The 26,670-nt window shown below is 46.5% G+C and carries 20 protein-coding genes and 1 riboswitch; of the genes, 12 read left to right on the top strand and 8 right to left on the bottom strand.

What is annotated here, in order from left to right:
* Positions 1–375: 375 nt before the first annotated feature.
* Positions 376–1,212 carry a tyrosine-type recombinase/integrase gene (locus tag JI667_RS20850; RefSeq protein ID WP_206858346.1) on the top strand — a complete coding sequence of 279 codons (837 nt, stop codon included), beginning with the start codon at positions 376–378 and terminating at the stop codon, positions 1,210–1,212.
* 602 nt (positions 1,213–1,814) lie between these two features.
* Positions 1,815–1,903, top strand: a riboswitch (cyclic di-GMP riboswitch).
* Between the two features lie 416 nt (positions 1,904–2,319).
* Here JI667_RS20850 and JI667_RS20845 read toward each other — a convergent pair.
* On the bottom strand, positions 2,320–3,456 hold the full coding sequence (locus tag JI667_RS20845; protein ID WP_368077925.1) for a putative bifunctional diguanylate cyclase/phosphodiesterase: 1,137 nt from the start codon (positions 3,454–3,456) through the stop codon (positions 2,320–2,322).
* Between the two features lie 270 nt (positions 3,457–3,726).
* Between JI667_RS20845 and JI667_RS20840 the strand changes: the two genes are divergently transcribed.
* From JI667_RS20840 to JI667_RS20820, 5 genes are all read left to right on the top strand, one after another.
* Positions 3,727–4,275 (top strand): competence protein ComK, encoded by a 549-nt coding sequence (locus tag JI667_RS20840; RefSeq protein WP_206858342.1) that lies wholly within the window; start codon positions 3,727–3,729, stop codon positions 4,273–4,275.
* A gap of 229 nt (positions 4,276–4,504) precedes the next feature.
* Positions 4,505–5,407 carry an N-acetylmuramic acid 6-phosphate etherase gene (gene murQ / locus JI667_RS20835; RefSeq protein ID WP_206858340.1) on the top strand — a complete coding sequence of 301 codons (903 nt, stop codon included), beginning with the start codon at positions 4,505–4,507 and terminating at the stop codon, positions 5,405–5,407.
* A gap of 94 nt (positions 5,408–5,501) precedes the next feature.
* The gene (locus JI667_RS20830; RefSeq protein ID WP_414635256.1) at positions 5,502–6,860 is read left to right on the top strand and encodes a PTS transporter subunit EIIC; all 1,359 of its coding nucleotides are present in this window, start codon (positions 5,502–5,504) and stop codon (positions 6,858–6,860) included.
* On the top strand, positions 6,857–7,879 hold the full coding sequence (locus JI667_RS20825; protein WP_206858334.1) for a MupG family TIM beta-alpha barrel fold protein: 1,023 nt from the start codon (positions 6,857–6,859) through the stop codon (positions 7,877–7,879). The genes JI667_RS20830 and JI667_RS20825 overlap by 4 nt, the downstream gene beginning before the upstream one ends.
* 164 nt (positions 7,880–8,043) lie before the next feature.
* On the top strand, positions 8,044–9,165 hold the full coding sequence (locus tag JI667_RS20820; RefSeq protein WP_206858333.1) for a histidine kinase N-terminal domain-containing protein: 1,122 nt from the start codon (positions 8,044–8,046) through the stop codon (positions 9,163–9,165).
* A gap of 11 nt (positions 9,166–9,176) precedes the next feature.
* Here JI667_RS20820 and JI667_RS20815 read toward each other — a convergent pair whose 3' ends face one another.
* From JI667_RS20815 to JI667_RS20785, 7 genes are all read right to left on the bottom strand, one after another.
* Positions 9,177–10,517, bottom strand: a complete 1,341-nt coding sequence (locus JI667_RS20815; RefSeq protein WP_206858331.1) for a UDP-glucose dehydrogenase family protein — start codon at positions 10,515–10,517, stop codon at positions 9,177–9,179.
* On the bottom strand, positions 10,514–11,455 hold the full coding sequence (galU, locus tag JI667_RS20810; protein ID WP_414635255.1) for a UTP--glucose-1-phosphate uridylyltransferase GalU: 942 nt from the start codon (positions 11,453–11,455) through the stop codon (positions 10,514–10,516). The genes JI667_RS20815 and galU overlap by 4 nt, the downstream gene beginning before the upstream one ends.
* Positions 11,456–11,778: 323 nt before the next feature.
* A complete protein-coding gene (locus tag JI667_RS20805; protein WP_206858329.1) occupies positions 11,779–14,181 on the bottom strand; it encodes a putative bifunctional diguanylate cyclase/phosphodiesterase in 2,403 nt (800 codons plus the stop codon).
* Between the two features lie 255 nt (positions 14,182–14,436).
* A complete protein-coding gene (locus JI667_RS20800; protein ID WP_368077923.1) occupies positions 14,437–15,027 on the bottom strand; it encodes an SCO family protein in 591 nt (196 codons plus the stop codon).
* Between the two features lie 60 nt (positions 15,028–15,087).
* Complete coding sequence (locus JI667_RS20795) at positions 15,088–16,080, bottom strand: aliphatic sulfonate ABC transporter substrate-binding protein (RefSeq protein ID WP_206858327.1); 993 nt, start codon at positions 16,078–16,080, stop codon at positions 15,088–15,090.
* A gap of 40 nt (positions 16,081–16,120) precedes the next feature.
* Positions 16,121–16,876, bottom strand: a complete 756-nt coding sequence (locus tag JI667_RS20790; protein WP_206858326.1) for an ABC transporter permease — start codon at positions 16,874–16,876, stop codon at positions 16,121–16,123.
* Positions 16,860–17,648 (bottom strand): ABC transporter ATP-binding protein, encoded by a 789-nt coding sequence (locus tag JI667_RS20785; RefSeq protein ID WP_206858323.1) that lies wholly within the window; start codon positions 17,646–17,648, stop codon positions 16,860–16,862. The genes JI667_RS20790 and JI667_RS20785 overlap by 17 nt, the downstream gene beginning before the upstream one ends.
* 302 nt (positions 17,649–17,950) lie before the next feature.
* Here JI667_RS20785 and JI667_RS20780 point away from each other — a divergent pair, with 302 nt between their 5' ends.
* The 6 genes from JI667_RS20780 to JI667_RS20755 all read left to right on the top strand — a co-directional run bounded on the left by JI667_RS20780 (position 17,951) and on the right by JI667_RS20755 (position 26,521).
* Positions 17,951–19,537: a solute:sodium symporter family transporter gene (locus tag JI667_RS20780; RefSeq protein ID WP_206858319.1), complete on the top strand. Its 1,587-nt coding sequence runs from the start codon at positions 17,951–17,953 to the stop codon at positions 19,535–19,537.
* A gap of 198 nt (positions 19,538–19,735) precedes the next feature.
* Positions 19,736–20,917, top strand: a complete 1,182-nt coding sequence (locus JI667_RS20775; RefSeq protein WP_206858317.1) for a galactokinase — start codon at positions 19,736–19,738, stop codon at positions 20,915–20,917.
* Complete coding sequence (gene galE / locus JI667_RS20770) at positions 20,914–21,909, top strand: UDP-glucose 4-epimerase GalE (RefSeq protein ID WP_206858315.1); 996 nt, start codon at positions 20,914–20,916, stop codon at positions 21,907–21,909. The genes JI667_RS20775 and galE overlap by 4 nt, the downstream gene beginning before the upstream one ends.
* A 6-nt stretch (positions 21,910–21,915) precedes the next feature.
* The gene (galT, locus tag JI667_RS20765) at positions 21,916–23,406 is read left to right on the top strand and encodes a UDP-glucose--hexose-1-phosphate uridylyltransferase (RefSeq protein ID WP_206858312.1); all 1,491 of its coding nucleotides are present in this window, start codon (positions 21,916–21,918) and stop codon (positions 23,404–23,406) included.
* An 85-nt stretch (positions 23,407–23,491) separates the two neighbouring features.
* Positions 23,492–25,438: a beta-galactosidase gene (locus JI667_RS20760; RefSeq protein ID WP_306465473.1), complete on the top strand. Its 1,947-nt coding sequence runs from the start codon at positions 23,492–23,494 to the stop codon at positions 25,436–25,438.
* Between the two features lie 42 nt (positions 25,439–25,480).
* Positions 25,481–26,521, top strand: a complete 1,041-nt coding sequence (locus JI667_RS20755) for an aldose epimerase family protein (RefSeq protein ID WP_206858310.1) — start codon at positions 25,481–25,483, stop codon at positions 26,519–26,521.
* The last annotated feature ends 149 nt before the right edge of the window (positions 26,522–26,670 follow it).

Below are 26,670 nucleotides of genomic sequence, written 5' to 3'. Positions count from 1 at the left end.
GGGATCTCCCCCTGTGAGAGTAGGACGTCGCCAGGCAAATAGAGAAAAGAGTAGCTCATTGTGAGTTACTCTTTTTTTGTGTTGAAATAGGTGTATTTTCATATGACTTCTGTGTATTCACATGAACCCCCTCAAAGGTTAATATAACAAAAAATATGTCACCTTATTATAGTCGTGCCCTTTGTTAGGAGCAAGACTTCCAACTGAAACTGCTTTGAGGAAAAGCGATCCTCATTGACCCGTTTTCAATTAGCAGGTGACGGTCGATTGAATCAATCCTATCATTCCCCTTTTTACATTCGGAGAAGTTGACTTCTTCTTCCAATAGTTCTACGATATTAGTATATAGAGGTTTGATCTGAAAGGGTGGTACTCTTGCAAGGTTCTTCTAGTACTTCGATTGATTCGTTTTTAAAGTGGCTTGAACAGGAAGGGAAATCATCAAATACCATTTCGACTTACCATCAAGAACTTAAGAAATTTGAACAATGGCTTCAGGGACATCATCAAGAAATCGGAGATGTTACTCAGAAGGATGTTCAGGACTACATACTGTTTTTAGAAGAGAAGGGGAAGAGCCCGATTACAACGGATAAGATTTTGGGAGCGATCCGAACTTATTCGAAATATTTAAAGAAGCCCCATATTACACTTGGAATTCATATTCAAAAGGCTGATAAGAAAGATGAGATCGAGGTTCTTAGCAAAAAAGAGTGTGAGAGGCTTTTATCTGATGTGAGAGAGCATGAGAATGAAAGAAACATAGCCATTGTGTATATGCTTCTTCATACAGGAATAAGGGTGTCTGAACTTTGTGGGTTGGATCGATCTGATCTTGACTTTCAGGGGGGGTGCCTTAAGGTCGTGTCACCTCATGGTGAAGAAAGGGTCATACCGCTTTCTGAAGAACTGAAGAATCATCTCAAGGACTATTTACCGTTCAATTCCGGCGAGGAGGCTTTGTTTGTGTCAAAATCCAATGAGAGGTTAACGGAGAGAGCCGTCCAGTACATGTTAAAGAAATATGGAGTGAATGCTCAGAAGTTACGGCATACCTTTTGTCAGCAATTGATTGACAAGGGTGTGGGTCTGGAAGTTGTGTCTAAGCTCGCTGGTCATAAAGACATTAACGTCACTAAGAGATATGCCAGATCCAGAGTACAGCAGTCAGAATATGAAGATGCCATTCGAAAAACCTTTTCCCCTGAATGAGCATGTTTTCGGGAGAATATTATATTGTCGTCCTGAACCCCTTGTATAAAATGAATAAGGGGTTTTTGACGTGAGGATTGTCGGGATTTTTACGGTTTAAGTCTTCCAATTCCAATATCACGGTTACGATTCAACCATCCAACCCTGTCTATCAGGTAAGTGATCTGGAGGAATATGCCTTAACTCATGGCTACGTATCTTGATCATTGGAAAGTGTGGCCGAACGGGGAATAGAATAACCTATTAAGCGCTATCTTACCAGTGAAGGTCTGCCTAATGAAAAGGGAAATAAAGTTTGGCGCTTTTTTTAGTAGAAAATTTCATTCAAAACATGAATAGGATGGCTTGGTGTCTAAAAATGCTGTCGATAAATATAACCAAAAATTTATAGATTATTCAGACTTTTATATTATATAATTGTAAATATAAAGAAAATGTACAGGGAGGAGGACCTGGTTTGCCGGTCTACTATATGAAGGAGATTTGGACTCCACTCAAGATGATTGGTATTAAATTTTTCAGAAGTGAAGAGAAGAGTGTATATGTGAAAGTTTTCCAAAATCCTCGTAGAAGACTATTCAATTAAATAGCAGCGGATATATGTGCGATAAAGGCAAACCCATTGAAAGATGGTGACGCAAAACTATAGGGGCTACCGTTCTTAAACAAACTACGCCTGCCAGTTGCCGAATACATATCCTATATTGAATCCGGTCTAAACCTTGCAGAAAGGTTTTTTTATTTGTCCAAATAAGGTGTGCCGAAACATTTAGGGCAGATAAACAAGTTGTTTATCTGCCAATAGAGGTCTATTTTGCTATATTAATCGTTAGATACTCTATTCCGTCCTTCGAAATAAACGGACACCCTTCAGGAGCAGGCGTCTTCAACACCTCAATGGACAACGTATTCAACCTTTTCTTTTCGTCAACTGTGCCTGTTCAGAAGGGCTGAGGATGAACTGGACCCCGTATAAACAGAAGTCAGACATATGTTCTTGCTTCCATACTATTTTCCCTGAAAGTGTGACTGGTTCTCCAAGTAGCACGGTATTGAAATCAAAGATGACTCCGGGTGAAACAGGCAACCTCAGTTGAGTCAGGAATCTTAATCCCCCGGGCCGAGGTTTTCTACCAGTACTTCTGTTGTTCCTACTGTGGCAGACTTTCCATTTACGCTCGCTATCGTCATATCAGTCCGAAGAGGATACGTAAAGTCGATCCTGAATACTTCGCGGTTTTCCTCGAAAGGAATTTCCGGCTGAATCGGTTCCGGGATAAGGACGGGATCGAGTAAGAACCCCTGGAAGTCTTCAGGAGGAACGGGTTTACTGAATAGGTATCCTTGTATCATATCGCATTCCTGCTCTATGAGGAACATTCGCTGTTCTTTCGTTTCCACCCCTTCTGCTACTACAGTCAAGCGTAATCCGTGTGCCATGCGTATGATGGATTTCGTGATTTCGGCATCACTTTCATTTAAATAGTCACGTATGAAGCTCCGATCGATTTTAACAGTATCGACGTTGAATTTTTTCAAGTATAAGAGAGAGGAGAACCCTGTTCCAAAGTCATCAAGGGAAAATCGGATCCCTATCTCTTTCAATCTTTCAATTGATGAAATGAACGTTTCTTCATTCTGGATCAGTACACTTTCTGTAATTTCAAGGTCAAGAAGGGAGGGGGATACACCGGTTTCTTTTATTATATTAAGAATGGTTTCCACCCAGTCATTCCGCAGAAAACGCTTGGGCGACATATTAATGGAAATGGGAATGAGGGGAACCTGTAAACTCTCCCATTCTCTTAGCTTTTCACATACTGTCTGGATGACCCAATCGGTAATGGGGATGATGAGCCCATTTTCTTCAGCGATGGGAATGAATTCATGAGGGGATATGAGTCCCCATTCCGGATGCTGCCATCTGATCAGGGCTTCTGCTCCGATCAATCTCCCGGTTCTGCCATCCACTTTCGGCTGGTAATGTAAGAGAAGTTCATCCTTCTTTATTGCTTTACGGAGATCCTTTTCTAATTGAAACACTTTGAACGATTCAATATTCATAGACGGCGTATAGATTTGAAAATTATTCTTCCCCATTTCTTTCGCTCTGTATAAAGCAGTGTCAGCCCTTGCCATAAGCGTCTCCGGATCTTCTCCGTCGATGGGATACAGGGTCATTCCGATGCTTGCGGTTACATATAGCTCATAGCCGTTGATGAAGAAGGGCTCTTCTGAGAAGATTCATCATCTTTAACAAGCCAGCTGTTCCCCTTTCGCTCACGGAATACTATGAAAAATATACCATAAGAACGATAGGGAATGGAATGCACATGAAAGAATATTCGACCGGAAATCTCCCAATTCCTCAAATTATGAGATTTTACTCAAAAATACACAAATAAAAATGGAAATATTCTGGTAATGGTATATAATAGTAATAAAGTCTCATATCTTTAAAATATCAGATAATAGAGGCTTATACTTTCTGAGGAAAAAAGGATGGTGTTCGATTTGAAAAGTTTAAAAGAGTTGGTTACTCGCAGGACAATGGCGATCAGTCCTTCTTATGATGGGATTCATCAGTCGATTGTTCATGACTTCTGTGGCATGGAGACACCGAGGAAGAAGTCGGCAAAGGAAATATTGGACGAATCGTGTCTCGCGTACAGGTCCACCTACGATGGAAGGATCCAGGCTGTCCGGCACGCGCTTGACTATCCGAGAAAGACACCTCTCATGATTTGCCCGCAGCAATTCATCTATGCGATACCCACGAAGGCCCCAACCGATTATGATTGCATGTGGCTCTTTTGCCAGCATATTGACTCAACCTCCACCATAGAAGGAAAGACCTACGTTCATTTTACCAACGGGGAGAAGCTTGCCATCAATTGCTCTGAAAATGTCATCACCAGACAAAGGGAGCGTGCCGCTGTCACCATGACCCATTTCTCCACCATCCCGACCCTCTCATCCATGAACCGGAACGAAACCGAACTCTATCTCCCTGGATTCCAGTCACACCTTCAGCCCTTTGATGAATTCGGCGCCCATCTTTGAGGGACGGACCTCTAACTGAATAACCAAAACAGGAGTAGGAAACGTGTTCCAACTCCTATTTGTCGTTCTACCGTTATTCTTATAAATCCCCCCATTATTTCCACGAAAAATGTTTGTCTATTCTAAAATTAAATTTCATATAATATAAAATACAATTGAAATATTATTTTAAACAAGAGTATAATAGAGTTAATGAAAACGCATACAGATTTTACAGGAGGAATGATTTGTGAAAGAGGAAAATGTTTTTGAATTATCCACCGAGAAGGTGAATCGGAATACGCTTGGGATTGATACAGCGAGTACCGGTGAGATTCTCTCCATGATGAATGAGGAAGATCAGCTGGTGGCCGGAGCTGTCAAAATGGTCATCCCCCAAATAGAAGAAGTGGTCGATAAGGTCGTGACCTCCATCTCCCAAGGCGGAAGATTGATTTACATGGGAGCCGGTACGAGTGGCAGGCTCGGTGTCCTGGATGCGGTGGAATGTCCTCCGACCTTCAGTGTGGACAGTGATGTCGTAATCGGTTTGATTGCAGGTGGTGAAAAGGCGTTCGTGAAAGCGGTGGAAGGCGCTGAGGATGATGAAGGATTAGGCGTGTCGGATCTGAAAGAAATCGGACTGACTCCGATGGACACGATTGTCGGAATTGCAGCAAGCGGGCGTACCCCTTATGTCATCGGCGGTTTGAAATATGCAAGGAAGTTAGGGGCGATCACGGTGGCTCTTTCCTGTAATAGGGGATCTAAAATCTCTGCTGAAGCACAGCTTGCGATCGAAGTCGATGCCGGTCCCGAAGCATTGACTGGATCGACCCGCTTGAAGGCAGGGACGGCTCAGAAGATGGTCCTGAATATGATTTCCACAGCAAGCATGATCAAGCTCGGGAAGGCCTACGGAAACCTGATGGTGGATGTGAACATCAGTAACTACAAGCTTGAACAGCGGGCGATCGGCATCATTGAAAGCATCACGGGGGCCGATAAAGAAACGGCTGCATCCACGTTGAAAAAGGCAAATAACGAAGTGAAGCCATCGATTGTGATGATTACCCTCGACTGTGAGTATGAGGAAGCGAAGAACCGGTTGGAAGATGCCAACGGATATGTCCGCCTGGCCATTGAAAAATAGTCTATTCGTATAGGGGTACCTGTCCCTCCACATTCATAGACATAAAATGGGAGGGACACTCAATAGTTGGAACGAACGAAAGGGGAAGGTGAAAGTGACGAATAAAGAACTGGCTGGAGTCTTATTGGAACGGTTTGGCGGTGTTGATAATATCGCAAGCTATGAACATTGTATGACGAGATTGAGAGTGAAGGTGTATAACGAAGAGCTCATCCAGAAAGCAGAAATCAAAAAGACGGAAGGCGTGCTAGGATTTGTAGAGGATGAAACGTATCAGGTCATCCTTGGTCCCGGCAAGGTCAATAAAGTGACGGAAGAATTCGGGAAGCTCGTTTCAGCCGGTGCAGGGGACCTTGACCTGAAGGAAAGGGCAGCGGAACAAAAGGCGGATCTCAAGAAAAAGAACGCGACACCATTCAAGCTCCTCCTGAGACGTGTGGCGAATATCTTCATTCCCCTGATCCCTGCGCTGATTGCATCAGGGCTGATCACAGGGTTCACGAAGTTCTTCGTGCAGGCAGGCTTGCTGAACGGGGAATCCCAGCTTGTCATGATGCTTTCCATCATCGGTAGCGGATTATTTGGGTATCTGGGTATCCTTGTCGGGATGAATGCGGCGAAGGAATTCGGCGGCTCAGCGGCCCTCGGTGGTTTGGCGGGGATCCTGATCATTAACCCGGCCATTGGGGATGTGACGCTGTTTGGAGAAAATCTATTGCCTGGCCGTGGCGGATTGATTGGTGTCTTGATTGCGGCCATCTTTATGGCTACTGTTGAAAAGAACGTCCGAAAGATCATCCCTCAGGCAATCGATATCATTGTGACGCCGACCATTGCGCTGCTGGTTACAGGTTTATTGACGTACACGGTATTTATGCCGGTCGGCGGTTTTATTTCAGATGTGATTACCTATGGTCTTCTTTCTCTTATTGATATGGGCGGCATTGTAGCAGGATTCGTCCTCGGAGCCACCTTCCTGCCTCTTGTCGTGACAGGATTGCATCAAGGGCTGACGCCAGTCCACCTGGAATTGATCAACACGATCGGGGATGATCCGCTATTGCCGATCCTTGCCATGGGTGGAGCCGGTCAGGTCGGAGCGGCATTTGCCATCTTCATGAAGACAAAGAAGAAGAAGTTAAAGAGAGCGATCGGCGGGGCACTGCCTGCGGGTATACTTGGTATCGGGGAACCGTTGATCTTCGGTGTGACCCTTCCTTTAGGCCGTCCGTTCCTGACTGCTTGTTTAGGTGCAGGCTTCGGCGGTGCTTTCCAGGCATACTTCGATGTCGCGACGTTTGCCATCGGGGTATCGGGACTGCCACTGATTTTCTTAGTGAACGCGGAAGAGATCCTCTATTATACTCTTGGACTATTGATTGCCTACGCGGCCGGATTTGCTCTGACGTATCTGTTCGGATTCAAGGATGAAATGGCGAGTGAGTTTGAATGATCGGGGTTTCTGTTTATTTGTCTGATGAAGAGGCTGAGAAGCGTATTCTTCGCGCCTCTTCATCGGGCATCAAGCTTGCTTTCACCTCCCTTCATATTCCCGAGGAATCAGGAGTAACCCCTCAGCGTGTGAGGGATCTCTTGTCCCTTTTTAAAAGGGAGGGGTTTGAAGTGTTTGCCGATGTATCGAAGAAAACGCCTGACATGCTCGGACTCAATCATTTTCAAGAGTTGAAAGAGTTGGGCATCACGTCCCTGAGGCTGGATGATGGATTCACCACGGAAGAGATGCTTGAATTGTCCAGGCAGTTTCGGATTGCCATCAATGGGAGCACCGTGGGAGTAAGAGAATTGCAGCAATGGATTGATCGCGGATTGAGACCCGGGAATATGATTGCCTGGCATAATTTTTATCCTAAGCCGGGAACGGGGTTGGATGAGGAATATTTCCTCGAACAGCAAGCTCTCTATGATTCCCTCTCTATTCCTGTTTATGCGTTCGTTCCAGGAGATGAAGACAAGCGGGGGCCGTTACATTCAGGGCTTCCTACTTTGGAAGATCATCGGGTGCAAAATCCATATGTAAGTGCGGTTCAATTGAAGCGGTGGGGCGTTACGGGAATTTTTGTTGGAGATCCCGGATGTTCTGAGGAGCTGCTTGTGAAACTGGTGAACTATGAACGAAACGATATCATCCATCTCATATATAGTGGGAGTGGTGAAATTGAAGGGGAATACAAACTCCGCCCCGACCCGGGCAGAGATGTGCTTCGGATGTTGGATACTAGGACGAATGATGATGTAGCTCCCTTCAACTCTGTAGAGAGGCCAAAGGGGACGATCGCACAGGATAACGATTTGTATGGTAGATACAAAGGAGAGATGCAGATTATCCGTCATGACTTGGGGCGCACCCCAGCTGTCAATGTAATGGGGAGAATCTGCAAAACGGACCTTCCTCTGATCGAGCTTTTTCAACCTGGTCAACGGATCCGGTTAGTAAGAGGGACGGACCTATAGAAGAATGTTGTTAAGAGCATGAGATTATCAATCATGCTTTTTTTTTATTCCCACGTTGTTTCATTTCATTTTAAACAAAGATAGTAACTTCAGGATCGTTTTTTCTGTTATGATAATATCAACGAATATTTCGACAATAACCGGAATGAAGGGAATGCCGATTCATGACTAGTGCTGCAACCATGCTGATACAATACCTGGAAGATCATTCAGACGAATTTTTACATAATTGGCGTAAGGAAATCAAAATTTCAGAGAACGACATATATAAAAAGGAAGTATTGAGCAATGGGTTAAAGATGTTTCAATTGGTGAAGAGTGCGATTGAGAAGCCTCTAAGTGAAGAAAAAATCACCATCCTTGCCCATAAGACGGCCCTGGAGCGGGTCAACGCTCACATGAATATCAGCGAGTTTGTCTACAATGTCAATATTGGGAAGAGCATCATTATCAAATGGGTGAGTAATTCGGGAATAGAGCTACAGGAATTACAGCCGTTGATTGAGGAGATCAATACCCTATTTGACCGTTTTTCTTATCTGGCCGTAAGAAAGTATACGGAAATCAAAGAACAACAGCTTCAGGAGAAAGAGCTCTATATCGACCAGACCCATAAGGAACGATTGACCATCCTCGGTCAGATGAGCTCGAGCTTTGTACACGAATTCAGGAATCCCTTGACGTCCATCATCGGATTCACCAAGCTCTTACAGAACGATCATCCCGAACTTCCTTATCTGGATATCATGCAGCATGAACTTGAACAGCTGAACTATCGCATCTCCCAATTCCTCCATGTGTCAAGAAAGGATTTAATCGATAGTACGAGAGAAGAAATTCTTCTTACCGATCATTTGGAAGAGACCATTGAGTTCCTGTACCCAAGCCTACTTGATGGAGACGTAGCGATTGAGTTCCAATGTAGAGAGGACCTAAAGGTACTCGGAAACAGGGATGAGTTAAGGCAGGTATTCCTTAACCTTATCATGAATTCTATCGATGCCCTACAAGAAATGGAAGGACATAGACAGATCAATGTGTCCTGTGACGAACGGGAAGGAAAGACAAACCTGAAGATTTCAAACAATGGTCCACGAATCAAAGAAGAGACCATCGGAGCCATCTTTGAACCCTTTTATACAACCAAGGATCTTGGTACGGGAATTGGTCTCTATATATGCAAGAAATTGATTGAAAAACATGGGGGAGAAATCACCTGTCAGTCCAATGAGGAATGGACGACATTTACGATTGGAATTCCGGTTGAATCAAATGTCGCGATGTAATACAAAACACCTCATTCATTTGAACGAGGTGTTTTGATCGTGGAGCGGAGGACTGGGGGTCTGCCGATGGAATAATAATCGAGGGCAGCCGACTCAGCTTCCTCCAGGGAAAAGCAATTCCGTCCATCAAATAGAATCGGGGTTTTCATCAGCCGTGAAATGGTTTTCAGTCGCAGGACCTTAAATTCCTCCCATTCCGTTGCAATGAATAACATATCCTGATCCTCAATCGCATCAAAGCAATTGTCGGCGTATGTCACCCGATCGCCGAGGATGGTTTTCGCATTTCCCTGGGCTACGGGATCGTATACGGTCACTCCGACTCCTTCGTCCAGCAATCCTTTGATTATTTCCATAGAGGCAGCCTCCCGGATGTCGTCTGTATTCGGTTTAAAGGAAAGTCCCAAGATTCCTGCCCGCTTTCCCCTTAAATCTTTTATCGTTTCTTTTGCTTTCTCGACCAGCTTTACCTGTTGTTTTGCATTGACGTGAATGACCGATTCCAACAGGTCGAATTCATGCTCCATTTCACCTGCCATTTGAACGAGGGCATTGGTGTCTTTCGGGAAGCATGAGCCTCCATAGCCAATTCCGGCCTGCAGGAAAGAAGAGCCAATCCGCTGATCCATGCCCATCCCTTTTGTCACATCCTCCACGTTAGCCCCGAGCTTTTCACACAGAGTGGCGATTTCATTAATGAAGCTGATCTTCGTTGCCAAAAATGCGTTTGACGAATATTTAATCATTTCGGCACTTTCAATAGAGGTGTGTAAAACCGGCACCTTGAAGGGTGCGACCATTTTTTCCAGTTTCCTTGCTGTGTATTCGTCTTCTGAGCCGATGACGATCCGGTCCCCGTTGAACGTATCATGAATGGCGGAGCCTTCCCTTAAAAATTCTGGATTTGAAGCCACTCTAAAATCACCTGCTGAACAAGAATGGGCGTCCAACCAGGATTTCACCTTGCGATTGGTTCCCACTGGTACGGTACTCTTTGTGACCACGATCGTCCCATCCCTACGGACATTCGAGCCGATTTTTTCTGCCACATCTTGAAGGGCGGAAAGATCGGCGGAACCATCTGGACGGGAAGGAGTTCCCACGGCAATGATGATGATTTCGGCCATGTTACAGGCGTTCTGATAATCTGTGGTGAAGGAAAGATTTCCGGTACCCGCATTTTTCTGCAGCAAATCTTCTAAACCAGGTTCGTAAATAGGCGACTGGCCACTTTTTAACATCTTCACTTTCTCTCTGTTTGTGTCGAGACAAATGACGCGATGACCGATTTCCGCAAGGCATGCCCCTGTGACAAGGCCGACGTATCCTGTTCCAATCACTGATACATTCATTCCATACCCTCCTTTTCCAGTAATGCTTTCAGATAGGATGATAAAGGCCCCTTCAGTTCCGGCCTCTTCATGGCACATTCAATGGTTGCTTTGATGAATCCAAACTTGTCACCGATGTCATAGCGGTCGCCGTTGAACACTTTGGCATACATGGCGTGCTCCTGATTATAGTCATTCAAGGCGTCGGTCAACTGAAATTCCCCGCCTGCCCCGATTTGCAATCGTTCTATATAGGGGAAAATATCAGGCGTCAGAATATATCTTCCCATGATGGCAAGGCGGGAAGGAGCTTCAGAGGGAAGCGGCTTCTCAATGAGTCCGCGGATTTTACGGATGGGATCTTCCCCCGTTTTTTCCGATTGGAAAGGATGGACGATCCCATACTTTGATACGTCTTCATCCTTCACTTCCTGAACCCCGATGATGGGAGCCTGAAGCTCATTATACGAGTCAATCAGCTGACTGACACACGGCTGTTCAGATAGAATCATGTCGTCCCCGAGCATGACGGCAAAGGGATCATCCCCGATAAAGGAACGGGCACACAAAACGGCGTGCCCCAATCCGAGGGGTTCTTTCTGTCTGATATAATGGATGTTTGCCAGATTCGCAATCGATTGGACTTCCTCAAGGGCATCCCACTTTTCTTTCTTCTCCAATGTTGCTTCAAGTTCATAGGATTTATCAAAGTGGTCCTCGATGCTCCTTTTGCCCCGTCCGGTAATGATGATGATATCCGTGATGCCTGAATATACGGCTTCTTCTATGATGTATTGAATAGTTGGTTTATCAACGATGGGAAGCATTTCCTTCGGTTGTGCCTTCGTGGCCGGAAGAAATCTTGTACCGAGTCCCGCTGCAGGGATGATGGCTTTCGTGACTTTCTTCTTCTTGGGTAAGGATGATGATAATAATAAGGAGAGATCGGATTGTATCACTATTTGCACCTCCGAAAATATGTATCTTCTTCTATATTATCAGAGGAGAGGGCAGGATATCCCTTGGGAAGGGCTGGTTTAACGAAGAATTTACATAAAAGAGGGAAGACGGGCATTAAGTCTGTCGGTGGCGGCAAAATGAGGTCAGGGGATACTCGTGAAGGATGGCGGAGTTCCCCTGTATTTGTTGTGGGATGATAGTCAGCCTCTCTCTTTAAGAGTCGATCTTTGACTGTATTAGGCTTCGAAATAGAAATATCCACAAAACTAAACCCCTACTGAATGACCGTTATGATTCAGTAGGGGTGCTTTAGCTTGTCTTGTTATACCGCATCTTTCCGCTCTTCCATAAAGGTGCCCAACTCATGAGCCGGCACCGGTCTGCTGAAATAGTATCCTTGAGCATATTCACATTCCAATTCCTTCAACCATGTCAACTGGGATTCGGTTTCCACGCCTTCTGCCACGATGGCGAGTTTCAAGTGTTTGGCCATGGCATGGATGGCTGAAACGATCGCCTTATTGGAGTCATGATCGTCCAGTCCCATAATGAAGCTTCGGTCGATTTTCAGCGTCTGAATCGAAAATTTCTGCAGGTAGCTTAGGGAGCTGTACTCGATCCCGAAATCATCAATGGCAATGGATACCCCGATCTCCCTCAAGGCATTCAATTTCGCCAATGCTTCTCCTACACGATGCATGGTCGTGCTTTCCGTGACTTCGAGCTCGATGAGAGAAGGGGGGACGTCGTATGAATTCAGAACTCCCCTTACCGTATCCACGAACGATGAATCATGAAACTGCCGTGAGGACACATTGATGGATACCTTGAATTCATATCCTTGTTGTATCCACATGCTTAATTGCTTACAAGCTTCAATCAAAATACGTTCCCCAAGAGGGATGATCAGGCCTGTCTCTTCCGCGAGTGGAATGAAATCAGCTGGTGAGATCAATCCTTTGACCGGATGATTCCAGCGAATGAGAGCCTCTACACCTACAATCCGGTTTGAGCTTAAAGAAAGCTGAGGTTGGTAATAAAGTTCAAACTCCTCGTTCTGCAATGCTTTTCTCAGATTTTCTTCCAGTTCTATCGGATTAATCCCTTTCTCCTCAAGTTGATCGGAAAACAGAAGCTGATAAGCCCCTTCACTCTTTTTCATGGTGTACATGGCGATATCCGCCTTCTTCAGAAGAGTGGAAAGGTCACGTCCGTCATGGGGATACAGGGAAATTCCCATGGACGTGGAGGTCATGATATTGTGGCCCCCAATGTCGAAAGAGGTTCTGAGACTTTGATGAATCGCTTCTGCCATCTTATGGACATCGCTTCTATTATGGATGTCAGGAAGGAGAATAATGAACTCATCTCCACTCATCCGGGCAATGAATCCTTTTGTTCCCAATACCTTCACGCATCTTCTTCCCACTCTTGAGATGAGTTCATCTCCATATGCGTGGCCCAATGTGTCATTGACGATCTTAAACCGGTTCAGGTCGAGGAGGAGGATGGCCATCTGATCATGTCCCTCGGCAACCTTTTTCTCGAACTCTTCATTGAAATGGCGCCTGTTCGGCAATCCGGTGAGTTCATCGTGGAACGCAAGATACTGGATCTTTTTCTTATCTTCCATGGCTTCAGTTATATCTGTCACAAGGACGTGAGCCCCGGTTACTTCTCCGTCAAGATAGATGGGTACGACGATGACCTGTAGGGACATGATCTGTCCTTTGCGGTGAGGGAGATCCATTTCCAACCTGGAGGCTTTTCCAATCAGAGATTCCCGGAATGCCAACTGTATCTGATCATAATCTTCTTCCAACACATAGGACTGGAATCCGTTACCGACTATGTCTTCCAATTCGTAGCCGATCATTTCTGCGGCACGTTCATTGGCCTCTACGATGATTCCAAGCCGGTTGTAGGTGAAAATGGCCGATAGGTTATTTTCATATAACGATTTGTACGCCTGTTCTTTCTCATATATTTCCTTCATTTGTTTACGATGAAGGTCATTGGCGAGGTGATCCGGAATAAACCACAACGCAAGCAGGATGGCCAATTCCACTATGAACGGAGCCATCTGATTGTGATCGATCGATGAAAGATAGGATCCATATTTCTCCGGGGGAAGGAGAGAGTAGGCTGTAAGATAGGTGATTCCTGAAAACCCAAGGCCCATGACAACACTCCATGAGATATGCTGCTTCCCTCTATAGGAACTGCTTTCCTGATTATTGAGCTGGAGAAGCATCCGGAAAAATGGAAAGGTCACACCTAGAGTCATTAAGATCGTCAAACCTATGTACATGGGCTTGAACACCACATATGGGTAGAGCAGCGCACTGTACGTGGCAAAATTCCCTGCCAGCATGATCAGGGTGAAAATGAACCCTCCTTTGAAGAAATTCACCTTCGATGTATTCACACTTTGAAATATCTGCAGGGAAAAATATATACCGAAAAAGCAGACCACTAAAAAAATCGGCGCGAAATAGATGAAGCGTTGACTGAATAGTTCGTATGACACTATGATCATGACCGAAGCATGGAGCAGGCAGTAAATGAATGTATAAATAAGGGAAGGAAGCAGGCAATCCTTTTTGCTTACATATGGCTTTTGACCATTTTGTTTGAAAGCTTCCTTTAATGACAGATAACTGCAACCGGACGATAATAGGACACTCACTGTGATGATTGAGGTGATCACGAGGAAGTCGATCATTTTACCCACCTTCCATATACCTATTTTTAACAGTATATCATCTATATCGACAATGTTTTCTCTTTTTTTCACCTATTTCCTTGTTTACCGAATAATTGTGCTATAACACTGGGTAAAAAGAATGAAGCCCGACTCAGAATAAGGGAATAAGGAGAAGGTTATCGCGTGGTGCTCTCACGGACTTAGGCGCATCGAACATCATAATCGTAGTCTTTCATGATAAGCTGCAGAACGTATTGGAGGTCAAGGATAGGGTCATTTCAACGATTCAAGATCCCGGATTATTTCGTCGAAAGGAGGATTTGTCACGCCTTCGTACTTCTTCAACAGCTTTCCACTCTCGCTCACCAGATAAAAAGAAGTCCCATGCACAAACTGATTCGACCCCTCCACCTTCGCAGCGGGAGTCTTAAAGGAAACATTGGCGAAGAATTCGATCTCATCCCGGGAATACCCTGTAAGGAAGCTCCAATTCCCATCATTGAATTCATAACGGCTGCTGTACTCCTTCAGGACCTCCGGCGTATCATGCTCCGGATCGATGCTGAGGGAAACGAGCTGGACTTCATCCTTCAGTCCCGCCTCCGCAATCTTCTTCTGAAGCTTCGACATATTCGCCGTCATGGGCAGACAGACCGTATCACAATTGGTAAAAATGAAATCGGCAACGAGAATTTTGCCTTCATTGAGATCACGCAATGAAGTTTTCTCACCACTCTGATCCACAGCTTCCAGGTCCCCGACCTCCACCTTCATGGGAAACGACTCCTCCACATCCTCACCCTGGCATCCTACCAGCAACAGACAAACCAAAGCGGCTACTGACGCCATAAACGTTAATCTCACAGAATTTCCCCCTCTATAATAGAGGTCCGTCCCTCACCGTGAGGGACGGACCTTGCTGGATTAGTCGATGAATTGTTTGTCGATCAGATCGGTGAATGCCGGTTTTTCTTTTAGGAACTTCAATTCGTAGGAAGAGTCCGCGAATGCCTGGACGGCGTCTGAGTCCACTTTGTAGGTGAATCCGATTCGTTCCCATGCCTGGTCGACGACTTCTTTGCTCAGTTCCTGACCGGTTACTTCTTTCACGTCTTTGATGGTGATTTCTTTGGCTTCTTCAGGGTTTTCTTCAATAAACGAAGTGGCTTCTTTATGGGCGTTTACGATCTTTTGGATGGTGTCAGGATTTTCTTTTACCGATTTTCCTGACGCAACGAGTACCGAAGCAGGAAGCGTTTTTCCAAATGAAATTTCATCATGGTCAATGATGATGTTCGCGCCGGTTTCCTGTTGGATTACGGCTGCCCAAGGCTCCGGTGCAACGGCAATGTCGACTTTACCTGACTTCAGCATGTTTGCATACTGGGCAGGGTTCCCTGTTACGTGCTTCATTGTGCCCCCGATCCGCTGTGACTCGATCCCGTGCTCACCAAGGAATGTTTCCACTTGAACATCATGGGTACAACCGACGGCCGGGGTGATGAAAGACTTTCCGGCAAAATCGTCCACGGATTTCACGCCGCTTTCCTTACTGGCAAGGACGACGGTACCTCCAGTGGAGCCTCCGCCAATGATTTTCACATCAGCACCTGTCATATAATTGTTCATGGCAGGTCCCGGTCCAACGAGACCCGCATCGATTTCCCCCGTTTTTAAAGCAGTCATAAAAGAAGAACCATCAGGGAATGTTTTATATTCAATCTTCGTTCCGTCACCAAGCTCTTTTTCATAAAATCCCTTGTCTTTCGCCACCATTGCCGGTACGTGGTTAATATTCGGGAAGTAGCCGATGACGACTTTCTTGCTGACATCCCCCGAACCCTTTTCTGTTCCGCAGCCGGCGAGAACTCCAAGAAAAGTGAAGAAAATCGTGAGTAATAAAAACGTTTTTTTCATTCTATATCCTCCTAATGGCGGGAAGTACCCGCCGATTTATTTACGATTCCAATCCCCAGCGCTTGAGCACGGATTTCTCGATTCGCTGGAATAACAACTGATCGACGATGGCCCCGATGACACCGATGATGATCATCACGGCAATGACGAGGCTCATATCCCCGAAATCCGAGGCGTAGCGGAGCGTGTACCCGAGTCCCGGTCCCGTACTGAGAAGTTCCCCCGCCATCAGTGCCCGCCAGGCGAACGCCCAGGCAAGGCGTGATCCCGTGACCACATAGGGGATTGATGCCGGGAAGATGACCCGGATGAAGAGGTCCAACCCTCTTGAGCCCATCGTCTGGGCAGCTTTCAAATAAAGTGGCGAGACATTCTTGATCCCCATCCGTATGTTCAGGGCCATGACGAAGGTTCCCCCGAGGATAACGACGAAGATGACGGCTTTTTCATTAAGGCCGAACCACATGATGGCTAAGGGCAGCCAGACGATGCTCGGTACACTTTGGAAAGCGAGCAGCAAAGACCCCAGCGTATCGTCTGCGGTTTTTGATTTTGCCAGAAGCACGCCGATGCTGGTCCCGATGATTAAAGAAATTCCCAGGCCGATGAAGAGGCGTTTGAAACTCGCGATCAAATCGATGATCAGAGTCTGATCGGCAATGCCTGTGAACAGGGCATGGAAAACCGAAGTAGGCGAAGGGAGGACAATTTCTGTCCACAGCCCGAATCGTGACCCCGACTCCCACAGGCCGATGATGAGGGCAAAGAAGATGATACGTTTAAGAGCTGTGTTCATAAGCCAACTCCTCACTTATCACTTTGTCGATTTCCTTCTTTAAATAACTCATGATGTGTTCTTCGATTTTCACCATTTCTTCCTTATGAGCATCCCGGGGACGGGGAAGCTCCACTTTGATATCAGCCAGTATCGTTCCAGGCCGGGTCCCCATGACGATGATCCGGTCTGATAGCTTAATAGACTCCGAGATACTGTGAGTGACGAAGAGAACGGTCTTCTTCGTTTCCATCCAAATGGATTCAAGCTGGTGGTGAAGCCGGGAGCGCGTCTGTTCATCCAGGGCGCCGAACGGTTCATCCATGAGAAGGATTTCAGGATTCATGGAGAGGGCACGTGCAATCGCCACCCGCTGCTGCATCCCTCCTGACAGCTCATGGGGGTAATGATCCTGATAGTTTCCAAGCTGGACCATATGTAGGTATTTAGCGGCCTGGGATCTTGCGTCTTTCTTGGACATTTCTTTTTTAAGGGGAAATGTCACGTTGTCCCGGACGTTCAGCCAAGGGAATAATGCTGCCTGCTGAAAGACCATCCCCCGGTCTTTTCCAGGCTTCTTGACCTGTGTTCCATCAACTAGGACCTCGCCGGATGTGGATCCCGTCAGTCCTGCCACGATTGAAAGCAAAGTCGACTTTCCGCAACCGGATGGTCCCAGGATCGATACGAATTCCCCCTGATCGATTTCAAGATTAATATCTTTTAAGACATCGGTGGGCCTCCCTGTCTTATCGAGGTATTGCTTATCGAGACGGTTGATCTTAATAAACATATCATCATCCTTATCATATAATTCTTATTAGTTTAGTCGGATTATAAATAACATAATTATAGTATATTGGGGTAGGTTGTCAAGGTTTCCTTTATTTTGGTATAGCCCTGCTTTTTCCCTATACTATAGGAACTCTTGCCCCTCATAGTAAAAAACCAGGAAAATTATACGATTTTGTTTACTAAAATGTTTACTATAATAGTGCTTTCACGTTATACTGTTTTTAAAGATTTTGAAAAGTCTTCATTCAGGTTGCTTGAATGTGGATCAAAAAGAGACATCGATGGAGAGGAGTTACAACTATGGTATTCACAATCATTTCCTTCTTATTATTTACGATTCTTGTAGCGTTGATTTCATACTGGAAAACAAGGGACGAGGATCTGGGCACCCAGGAAGGGTATTTTCTTGCAGGACGCAGCCTGACCGGCTGGGTGATCGGGGGATCCCTGATGCTGACAAATTTATCGACGGAGCAGCTGATCGGGTTAAATGCCCAGGGGTACTCGGACAATATGTCGGTGATGGGCTGGGAAGTGGGATCCGCCATCGCCCTTGTTCTTGTAGCGTTTTATTTACTTCCCCGTTATTTAAAAGGGGGTATCACGACGATACCTGATTTTCTGGAAGAACGGTTTGATTCAAGCACGAAGCAAATCGTGACGATTCTCTTCCTGTTCGGATATGTCTTTAACTTATTGCCTCCTATCCTCTACTCTGGGGCAGTGGCCCTGAGCGGAATATTCAATGTTCCTGAAGTGCTCGGTGTGGACCGGACGACGGCACTGTGGATCACCGTTTGGTCGATTGGGATCATCGGTTCCCTGTATGCCATTTTCGGTGGATTGAAAGCGGTTGCTGTATCCGATACGATCAACGGAATCGGATTATTGATCGGGGGCTTGATGATCCCGGTCATTGGTTTGTTTGTTCTCGGGGATGGTTCCCTGTTCAGCGGGTTCCACACGATTATGGAAAACACGCCCGAGAAATTGAATGCCATCGGGAAGCCGGAAGATCCGGTTCCCTTCAGTACGATGTTTACGGGGATGCTCCTCGTCAACCTCTTCTATTGGGGAACGGCTCAGCATATCATGCAGCGTGCACTAGCCGCGAAGAACCTGAAGGAAGGTCAGAAGGGGGTTCTGATCGCAGCCGCACTCAAATTGATCGGACCATTCTTCTTGATTTTACCTGGTATAATCGCGTTCAATATGTTCGGTGAAAATCTTGAGCCCACGGATGCCTACCCGCGACTGGTGAATGAGATCCTTCCGACGCCTCTAGTCGGATTCTTTGCCGCTGTGTTGTTCGGGGCGATTCTACCGTCCTTCAACTCGGCATTGAACTCTTCAGTGACGCTCTTTACGCTGAACATTTATAAGCCCTACGTGAAGCCTGGTGCGTCGGACAAGCAGCTCGTTAAAAACGGGAAGTATTTCGGGGTGTTGCTGGCAGTGTTTGCGATGATCCTGGCACCGCTCATTGAGAAGGCGCCACAAGGATTCTTCCAATATCTCCAGATTGTAAACGGTTTCTACAATGTGCCGATCTTCACCATCATCATTGTCGGGTACATGACGAAGCGGGTACCGGCGATTGCGGCGAAAATCTCGCTCTTTGTGTTCATAACATTGTATGCGATTACACAGTTATTCTGGGATACGGGCCTTCATTTCCTTCATATATTAGGGATTCTGTTCGTCCTTTGTTCTGCACTGATGCTTGTGATCGGGAAGTTCAAACCGAGAGATACAGATTATACGCTGGAGGAATCACATAAGGTCGATATGACTCCTTGGAAGATTGTGTATCCAATCGGAATTGCCTGTACGATTGCGATGATCATCATTTATATGGTCTTCTCTCCCCTGGGAATCGGGGCATAGTATTTATAACGAACAGTCAGGTGAAGGCCTGGCTGTTTTCATCTATATTAGTACAGGTTAGTAAAACTTTTACTAAAATTTTATTGAAATTTCATCTTAGTTGTTTTATCATAAAGCTGAAAGCGGTTTCTATTATTCTTCACCGCGAAATGTACGAAGTCAAATGAAAGATTGCTATAAATCCTAGGAGGAATCACCATGCATATCGGGCAACTTTTAATGAGATTTAAAGAGATACTCGGCAGTCAGGCACATCGTGTTTTTTTTGCCCCTGGACGGATCAATTTGATCGGGGAACACACGGATTATAACGGCGGGCATGTGTTTCCGTGTGCCATCACATTCGGTACTTATGCGGTGGGCCGGAGACGGGAAGATCGCCTGGTACGCCTCTACTCGTTGAATTTTGAACATACAGGGGTCATGGAATTCGATCTCGACAGCTTGGATTATGCTCCCGGGCATGACTGGGCGAATTATCCGAAGGGAATGATCCGATATATGAAGGAAGCGGGACATTCCATTGATACGGGAATGGACGTCCTTTATTACGGAAATATACCCAACGGGGCCGGCTTATCTTCATCGGCTTCCATTGAGTTAGCGACAGGCGTCATGCTTGAAGGTTTATTCGATCTATCCATCGACCGCATCGATCTCGTCAAGACGGGACAAAAGGTGGAGAACGATTTCATCGGTGTAAACAGCGGGATCATGGACCAATTTGCCATCGGGATGGGGAAAAAGGGAGCAGGCATTTTACTGGATACGAACACACTCCGGTATGAATATGCCCCGATGGATTTGGAGCAGCACAGCATCATCATTATGAATTCCAATAAACGCCGGGAGCTTGCCGGGTCAAAATACAATGAGCGGAGAACGGAGTGTGAATCAGCTCTTAAGAGCCTTCAGTCGGTAACGGATATCGATACTCTCGGAGAACTGACGGAAGAAGAGTTTGAACTGCACAAACATGCGATACCGGATCCGGTACAACAGAAACGTGCCAGGCACGCCGTTTATGAAAACCGCCGTACGCTGAAAGCTCTTCAGTTCTTACAAAACGATCAGCTTAAGGAGTTTGGTGAATTGATGAATCAATCCCATATTTCACTCAGAGACGATTATGAAGTGACGGGAAAAGAGCTGGATGCACTTGTTGAAGCTGCCTGGGAGCAGACGGGCGTCGTCGGAGCGAGGATGACGGGAGCAGGCTTCGGGGGATGCGCGATCGCCATTGTTGAACGCGATCATGTGGAAGACTTCATTGATCGTGTATCCAGGACGTATGAGGAAGCGGTCGGCTATGAGGCGGCCTTTTATGTAGCGGATATCGGAAATGGCGCGAAAGAATTAGACAAAGAGGTGATCGTATGAACGTGTTAGTACTTGGCGGAGCAGGATATATAGGATCGCATGCGGTGTATCAGCTTGCAGAACAGGGGTACAGAACCATCGTTGTCGATAGTCTGGAAACGGGACACAGAGACGCTATTCATAAGGACGCGGTTTTTTATCAGGGCGATATCAGGGATAAGCCTTTCCTGAGATCTGTTTTCGAAAAAGAAAAGATCGACGGAGTCATCCATTTTGCCGCGAATTCACTGGTCGGCGAATCGATGGAGAATCCATTGAAATATTTTGATAACAATGTGTACGGTACACAGGTCACTCTTGAGGTGATGAAGGAATTCGACGTGAAGCATATTGTGTTTTCGTCGACAGCGGCAACATACGGAGAGCCTGAAGAGGTGCCGATCACCGAAAAGATGAAGACGGACCCGACGAACGCTTACGGTGAAACGAAGCTTGCCATGGAGAAAATGATGCGCTGGTGCGATGAAGCCTACGGGATCAAGTTTGTTTCCTTGCGCTATTTCAATGTAGCGGGAGCACGCGGTGTGATCGGGGAGGATCATACTCCGGAAACCCATCTGATTCCGATCATCCTGCAGGTGGCCCTTGGACAACGTGAACATATCACGATCTTTGGAGAGGACTATGACACGCCGGACGGTACATGCATCCGGGACTATATCCACGTGGATGACCTCATTGAAGCTCATATTCTGGCCCTTGATTATTTGAAGCGTACAGGCGAAAGCAATATCTTCAACCTGGGGAGCAGCCAGGGATTTTCCGTGAAAGAAATGATCGATGCCGCAAGAGACGTGACCGGCCATCCGATACCTGAGAAGATCGGGGAACGAAGAGCGGGGGACCCGAGCAAACTGATCGCTTCTTCAGAGAAAGCGAAAGAGGTTCTTGGTTGGAAGCCATCCCGCACATCGATTACCACCATGATCGGAGATGCCTGGAAGTGGCACGAAACCCATCCGAATGGATACGACGACCAAAAGGGAGAGTGACGGAGGATGAGCATTTTCTTGACTGTTGATACATTGGTTGAAAAGGCGATAACGGCGGAATTGATCGGGAAGGAAGATGAAATCTATGTCCGTAATCGGATTCTTGCTCTTTTGAAATTGGCAGCGTACAAAGAGGAAGAGGTGGGTTCACACGACGATTCCCCGATTCCCGACTTGCTTGAAACGTTGACGGCTTATGCTGTGGACCACGACATCATCGAGGATGTGTTCGATGAAAAAGAAATGTTCTCGGCCCGGGTGATGGACGTTCTTGTGGCACGTCCATCCGTCATCAATTCAACGTTTGCTGCCCATTATCAAGAAAACCCCCAACAGGCGACAGATTACTTTTACCAGCTTAGTCAGGACAGTCATTACATCCAGACGAAACGGATCAGTCAAAACATCAGCTATCAAGTGGTTACGGAATACGGGGAACTGGATATTACGATCAATCTTTCGAAGCCCGAGAAAGATCCGAAGCAAATTGCCCTTGAAAAATCCATGCCGAAAAAGGATCAGACGTACCCACAGTGTTTGCTATGTGTGGAGAATGAAGGATATGAGGGGAGGATCGGCCATCCTGCCAGGGCCAATCACCGGATGATCGGCCTCAACCTTGCAGGGGAGCCCTGGATGCTTCAGTATTCCCCTTATGTTTATTACAACGAGCACTGCATTGTATTGTCGGAAACCCATCGTCCCATGGAGATCGGTCGTTCCGGATTCGAGCGACTGCTTCATTTCGTCCATCAGTTCCCTCATTATTTTGCCGGCTCGAATGCCGACCTTCCGATTGTGGGGGGATCGATTCTTTCCCACGATCACTATCAGGGGGGGCACTACGAGTTTGCCATGGAAAGGGCAGAAGTCGAGTATACTTTTTCCATGAACCGTCATCCTGAAGTGGAGGCCGGGATCGTGAAATGGCCGATGTCCGTGGTCCGTTTGAAGAGCGGAAGCATGGAAGCATTGCTTTATGCGGCGGAAGAAGTTTTAACAAGTTGGAAAGGGTATAGTGATCCCCGTGCAGAGGTACTTGCCTTTACAGGGGACACACCTCATAACACCATCACCCCCATCGCCCGCATGCGTGAGGGGAAGTATGAGATGGATCTTGTCTTAAGGAACAATCGGACAGACGAGGAGCATCCCATGGGCATCTTCCATCCACATGAAGATGTTCATCATATCAAGAAAGAAAACATCGGATTGATTGAAGTGATGGGCCTTGCCGTCCTGCCTGCACGCTTGAAAGAGGAACTTGGGCAAGTGGAAAAAGCCCTCTTAGGTGAAAATCATGATGTGGCAGACTATCATCTTCCATGGGTGAAGGAGCTGCAGAACCGGTATCAGTGTGTTAGCCCTGAACATGTTTCAGGCATCGTGAAGGAAGAGCTTGGGAAGAAATTCTCACGAGTCCTTGAAGATGCCGGGGTATTCAAAAGGGACGAGCGAGGACAGCAGGCATTCAAGAGGTTAGTTGAAGGCTTTTGATTTGAATCAATATTGAAATGGAAATAAGAAACCAGGGCAGGAGCGGGTTTCTTATTTTCTCTATACTAACCAAAAGCGGGGGATCATGATGTTTTTAGGTGTGGATTATTATCCGGAACATTGGGATATCGATTTGATAGGTGAAGATCTTACAAGAATGAAAGACATGGGCGTCAACATGGTCAGGATCGGTGAATTTGCCTGGCATTTGATGGAGAAGGAAGAAGGTCAATTTGATTTCTCCTTTTTTGATCATGTCATCGAAAAGGTGAAGGACCATGGAATGAAGGTGATGTTCGGGACACCGACGGCAACATTTCCAGCCTGGCTGGCAAACGGACATCCCGATATCCTGAATGAAGATATCAATGGAGTGAAAAAATCGTTCGGTGGAAGAAGGCAGTATTGCTTTAACTCTGAAACGTATCAGAACTATTCCATGCGCATCGCTGAAAAGTTGATCACTCATTACCGTGATGAAGAAGCCATCGTGTCCTGGCAGATTGATAACGAATTGGGACATGAAGGCAGCGATATGTGCTACTGCGGCAGCTGTCTGCATGGTTTTCAGGAGTTTCTTCAAAAAGAATATCATTCCATCGACGAGCTGAATGAGCGTTGGGGAACGATTTTCTGGGGGCAGACGTATAACGGTTTCTCTGAAATTCCGGTTCCAAAGCAAACGGTCACGGTTCATAATCCGGCCATGATGCTCGATTGGTCCCGTTTCCGTTCCGCTTCGTTGAGTCGGTTTGCTTTGAAGCATGTGGAACTGGCCAAAAGGTTGAAGGGTGATCATCAGACCGTAACGACGAACCTGCCGGGAGGATTGTTTGGGAAATGGTTTGATGCCAATGAGTTTTCACGTGATCTCGACTTTGTTTCCTATGATAATTACCCTGTGTGGGGAGGCTTGAAGGAGCCGATTTCCCCGGCGCACCTGTCCATGACCCTTGATTTTATCAGAGGATTGAAGAAGCAGAATTTCTGGATCGTGGAGGAATTGATGGGGGCGCAGGGCCATGATGTGATCGGATATTTACCACGGCCGAACCAGGCAAAGGTGTGGGCGTGGCACGCATTTGCCCACGGATGTTCCAATATGCTCTTCTTCCGCTGGCGCGGGATGAACCGGGGAGCCGAACAATACTGCCTCGGAATCCTCGACAGCAACAACCGTACGACAAGGAAGTTCAATGAAGTGAAGACGTTTTTCAATGAAGTGAAAGAATATGAGGAGCTATTTGACTCTCCAGTCAAAGCGGATGTGGCCTTGTTATATGATTTCGATAACATCTGGTCATGGCGGATCCAGCAGCAGAATCCGAGCATTGATTTCACGGAAGAAGTCCTGCGTTTGTATGAACCGTTCCACAAGCAAAATACGGCGGTGGATGTCTTGAGATACGACCAGGAATTTTCAGCGTACAAGGTTGTATTGGTACCTGTGCCACAGCTGATCGATAGCAAATTGACGGATAGGCTTGAGGAATTCACCCAAAACGGAGGGACGGTCATTGTGTCGTACCGTGCAGGGGTGAAGGATAAGGACAATAATCTTGTATTTGGTGCCATGATTCCGGGAGGGTTGTCCCCGCTGCTCGGCATTGAAGTGGAGGAATCCGAATCCCTTCATGAAGGACAGTCTGTACCGGTCGTGTCCACGTTTTCTGATTGTGTGACAACCGCGGAGTATTGGCGTGATCTGGTGAACCCAACGACGGCGGAGTCACTTTACCGGTACGATGATCCATTTTACAATGGATACGCATGTGTGACGGTGAATGCATTTGGATCCGGAAAGGCGTATTACATTGGAGCGGGGATCGAGAAGGCGATCATGGAGGAACTGGCAGCCAAAGCCGCGGATGAGAGTGGAATCCAAACGGTCGAAACGAACCCGGGAGTCGAAGTGGTGACAAGAACCGTAGATGAGAAGACGTATCGGGTCATCATCAATCATAACGGGTATGAAGAAACGTTTGGTGAAGTGGTGTTAGAGCCTTACGAGTGCGCGATAAAAGAAGTGTAACGCTGGGCGCATCAGGAATGGAGAAAAGGATGATGAATGAACATGGATGTAATCAGAAAACCATTCGGTGAACTAAACGGACAGGAAGTGGATTCCTACACCCTGCGAAACGATATGGGAATGGAAGTGTCATTCATTACGTATGGAGGGGCCATCACGAAAATTCTTGCCCCCAATCGTAATGGGGAATGGGAGAATGTTGTTCTCGGGTTCGATACGCTTGAGCAGTATGTGAATCATCAACACTGCTTTGGTGCACTGATCGGGAGGGTTGCCGGCAGAATCGGCGGGGCCGGCTACTCTTTACATGGGGAGCGTGTTGACCTGACGGCGAATGAAAGGGGCAATCATCTGCATGGCGGTGACAAAGGATTCAACAGAGTCATCTGGACGGCGGAGGAAGTGACCACTGACATAGACGAAGTGAGTGTCCGCCTTTCCTATTGGAGTCGTGACGGAGAAGAGGGGTATCGTGGAAACGTCAAGGTGGACGTCACGTATACCCTCACGAACGGAAATGATTTTAGTATAACGTACAGAGCTGTATCCGACCAAGATACCCCCATCAACATGACAAGCCACAGCTACTTTAATTTGAGCGGAGATTACAACGAGGATATCCTGTCGCATAAATTGAAGATGAGTGCTGATGGGATCCTTGAACTGGCCGAAGATAAAGTGCCGACTGGAAAGGTGACTTCTGTAGAGGGGACACCCTTTGATTTTCAAGAAGAAAGAACGATTCTTGACGGAATGAAGTCAGGTCTCGCGGAAGGGTATGACCATGCCTTTATTTTAAATAAGGAAGAAGGACGCCTTTCCCTTTCACATGAAAAGAGCGGCAGAAAGATGACGGTGAAAACGGATCAGGACTCGGTCGTTTTGTATACGGGTAATCATCTCACCGGCGATGTCTTGACCGGTGGTGTGAAAGGACGGAGCCATCTTGGTCTTTGCCTTGAAACACAAGGGTATCCGGATGCTGTGAATCATCCTCATTTCCCTTCGATCCTGGTGAAGGAAGGGGAAGTGTACAGAGCTTCCACTACATTTCAATTTCATGTCTTAAGCGACATGAACTAGGGCAGTGAGTTTGTGTTTCAGGCGTGTCCTGCGGAAGTTGAGGATGGGACAAAAGGGTTTAGGCTAAAGAAAAATCCGAACGAGTGATTGGATAAAAATCTAACTCGTTCGGATTTTTCATTTTTTGTGCTAAAGCTTACTCCATGTAT

It is taken from the genome of Bacillus sp. NTK074B (genome assembly GCF_017303375.1).
Lineage (GTDB): Bacteria > Bacillota > Bacilli > Bacillales > Bacillaceae_B > Rossellomorea.
This window is presented reverse-complemented; position numbering and strand designations above follow the sequence as displayed.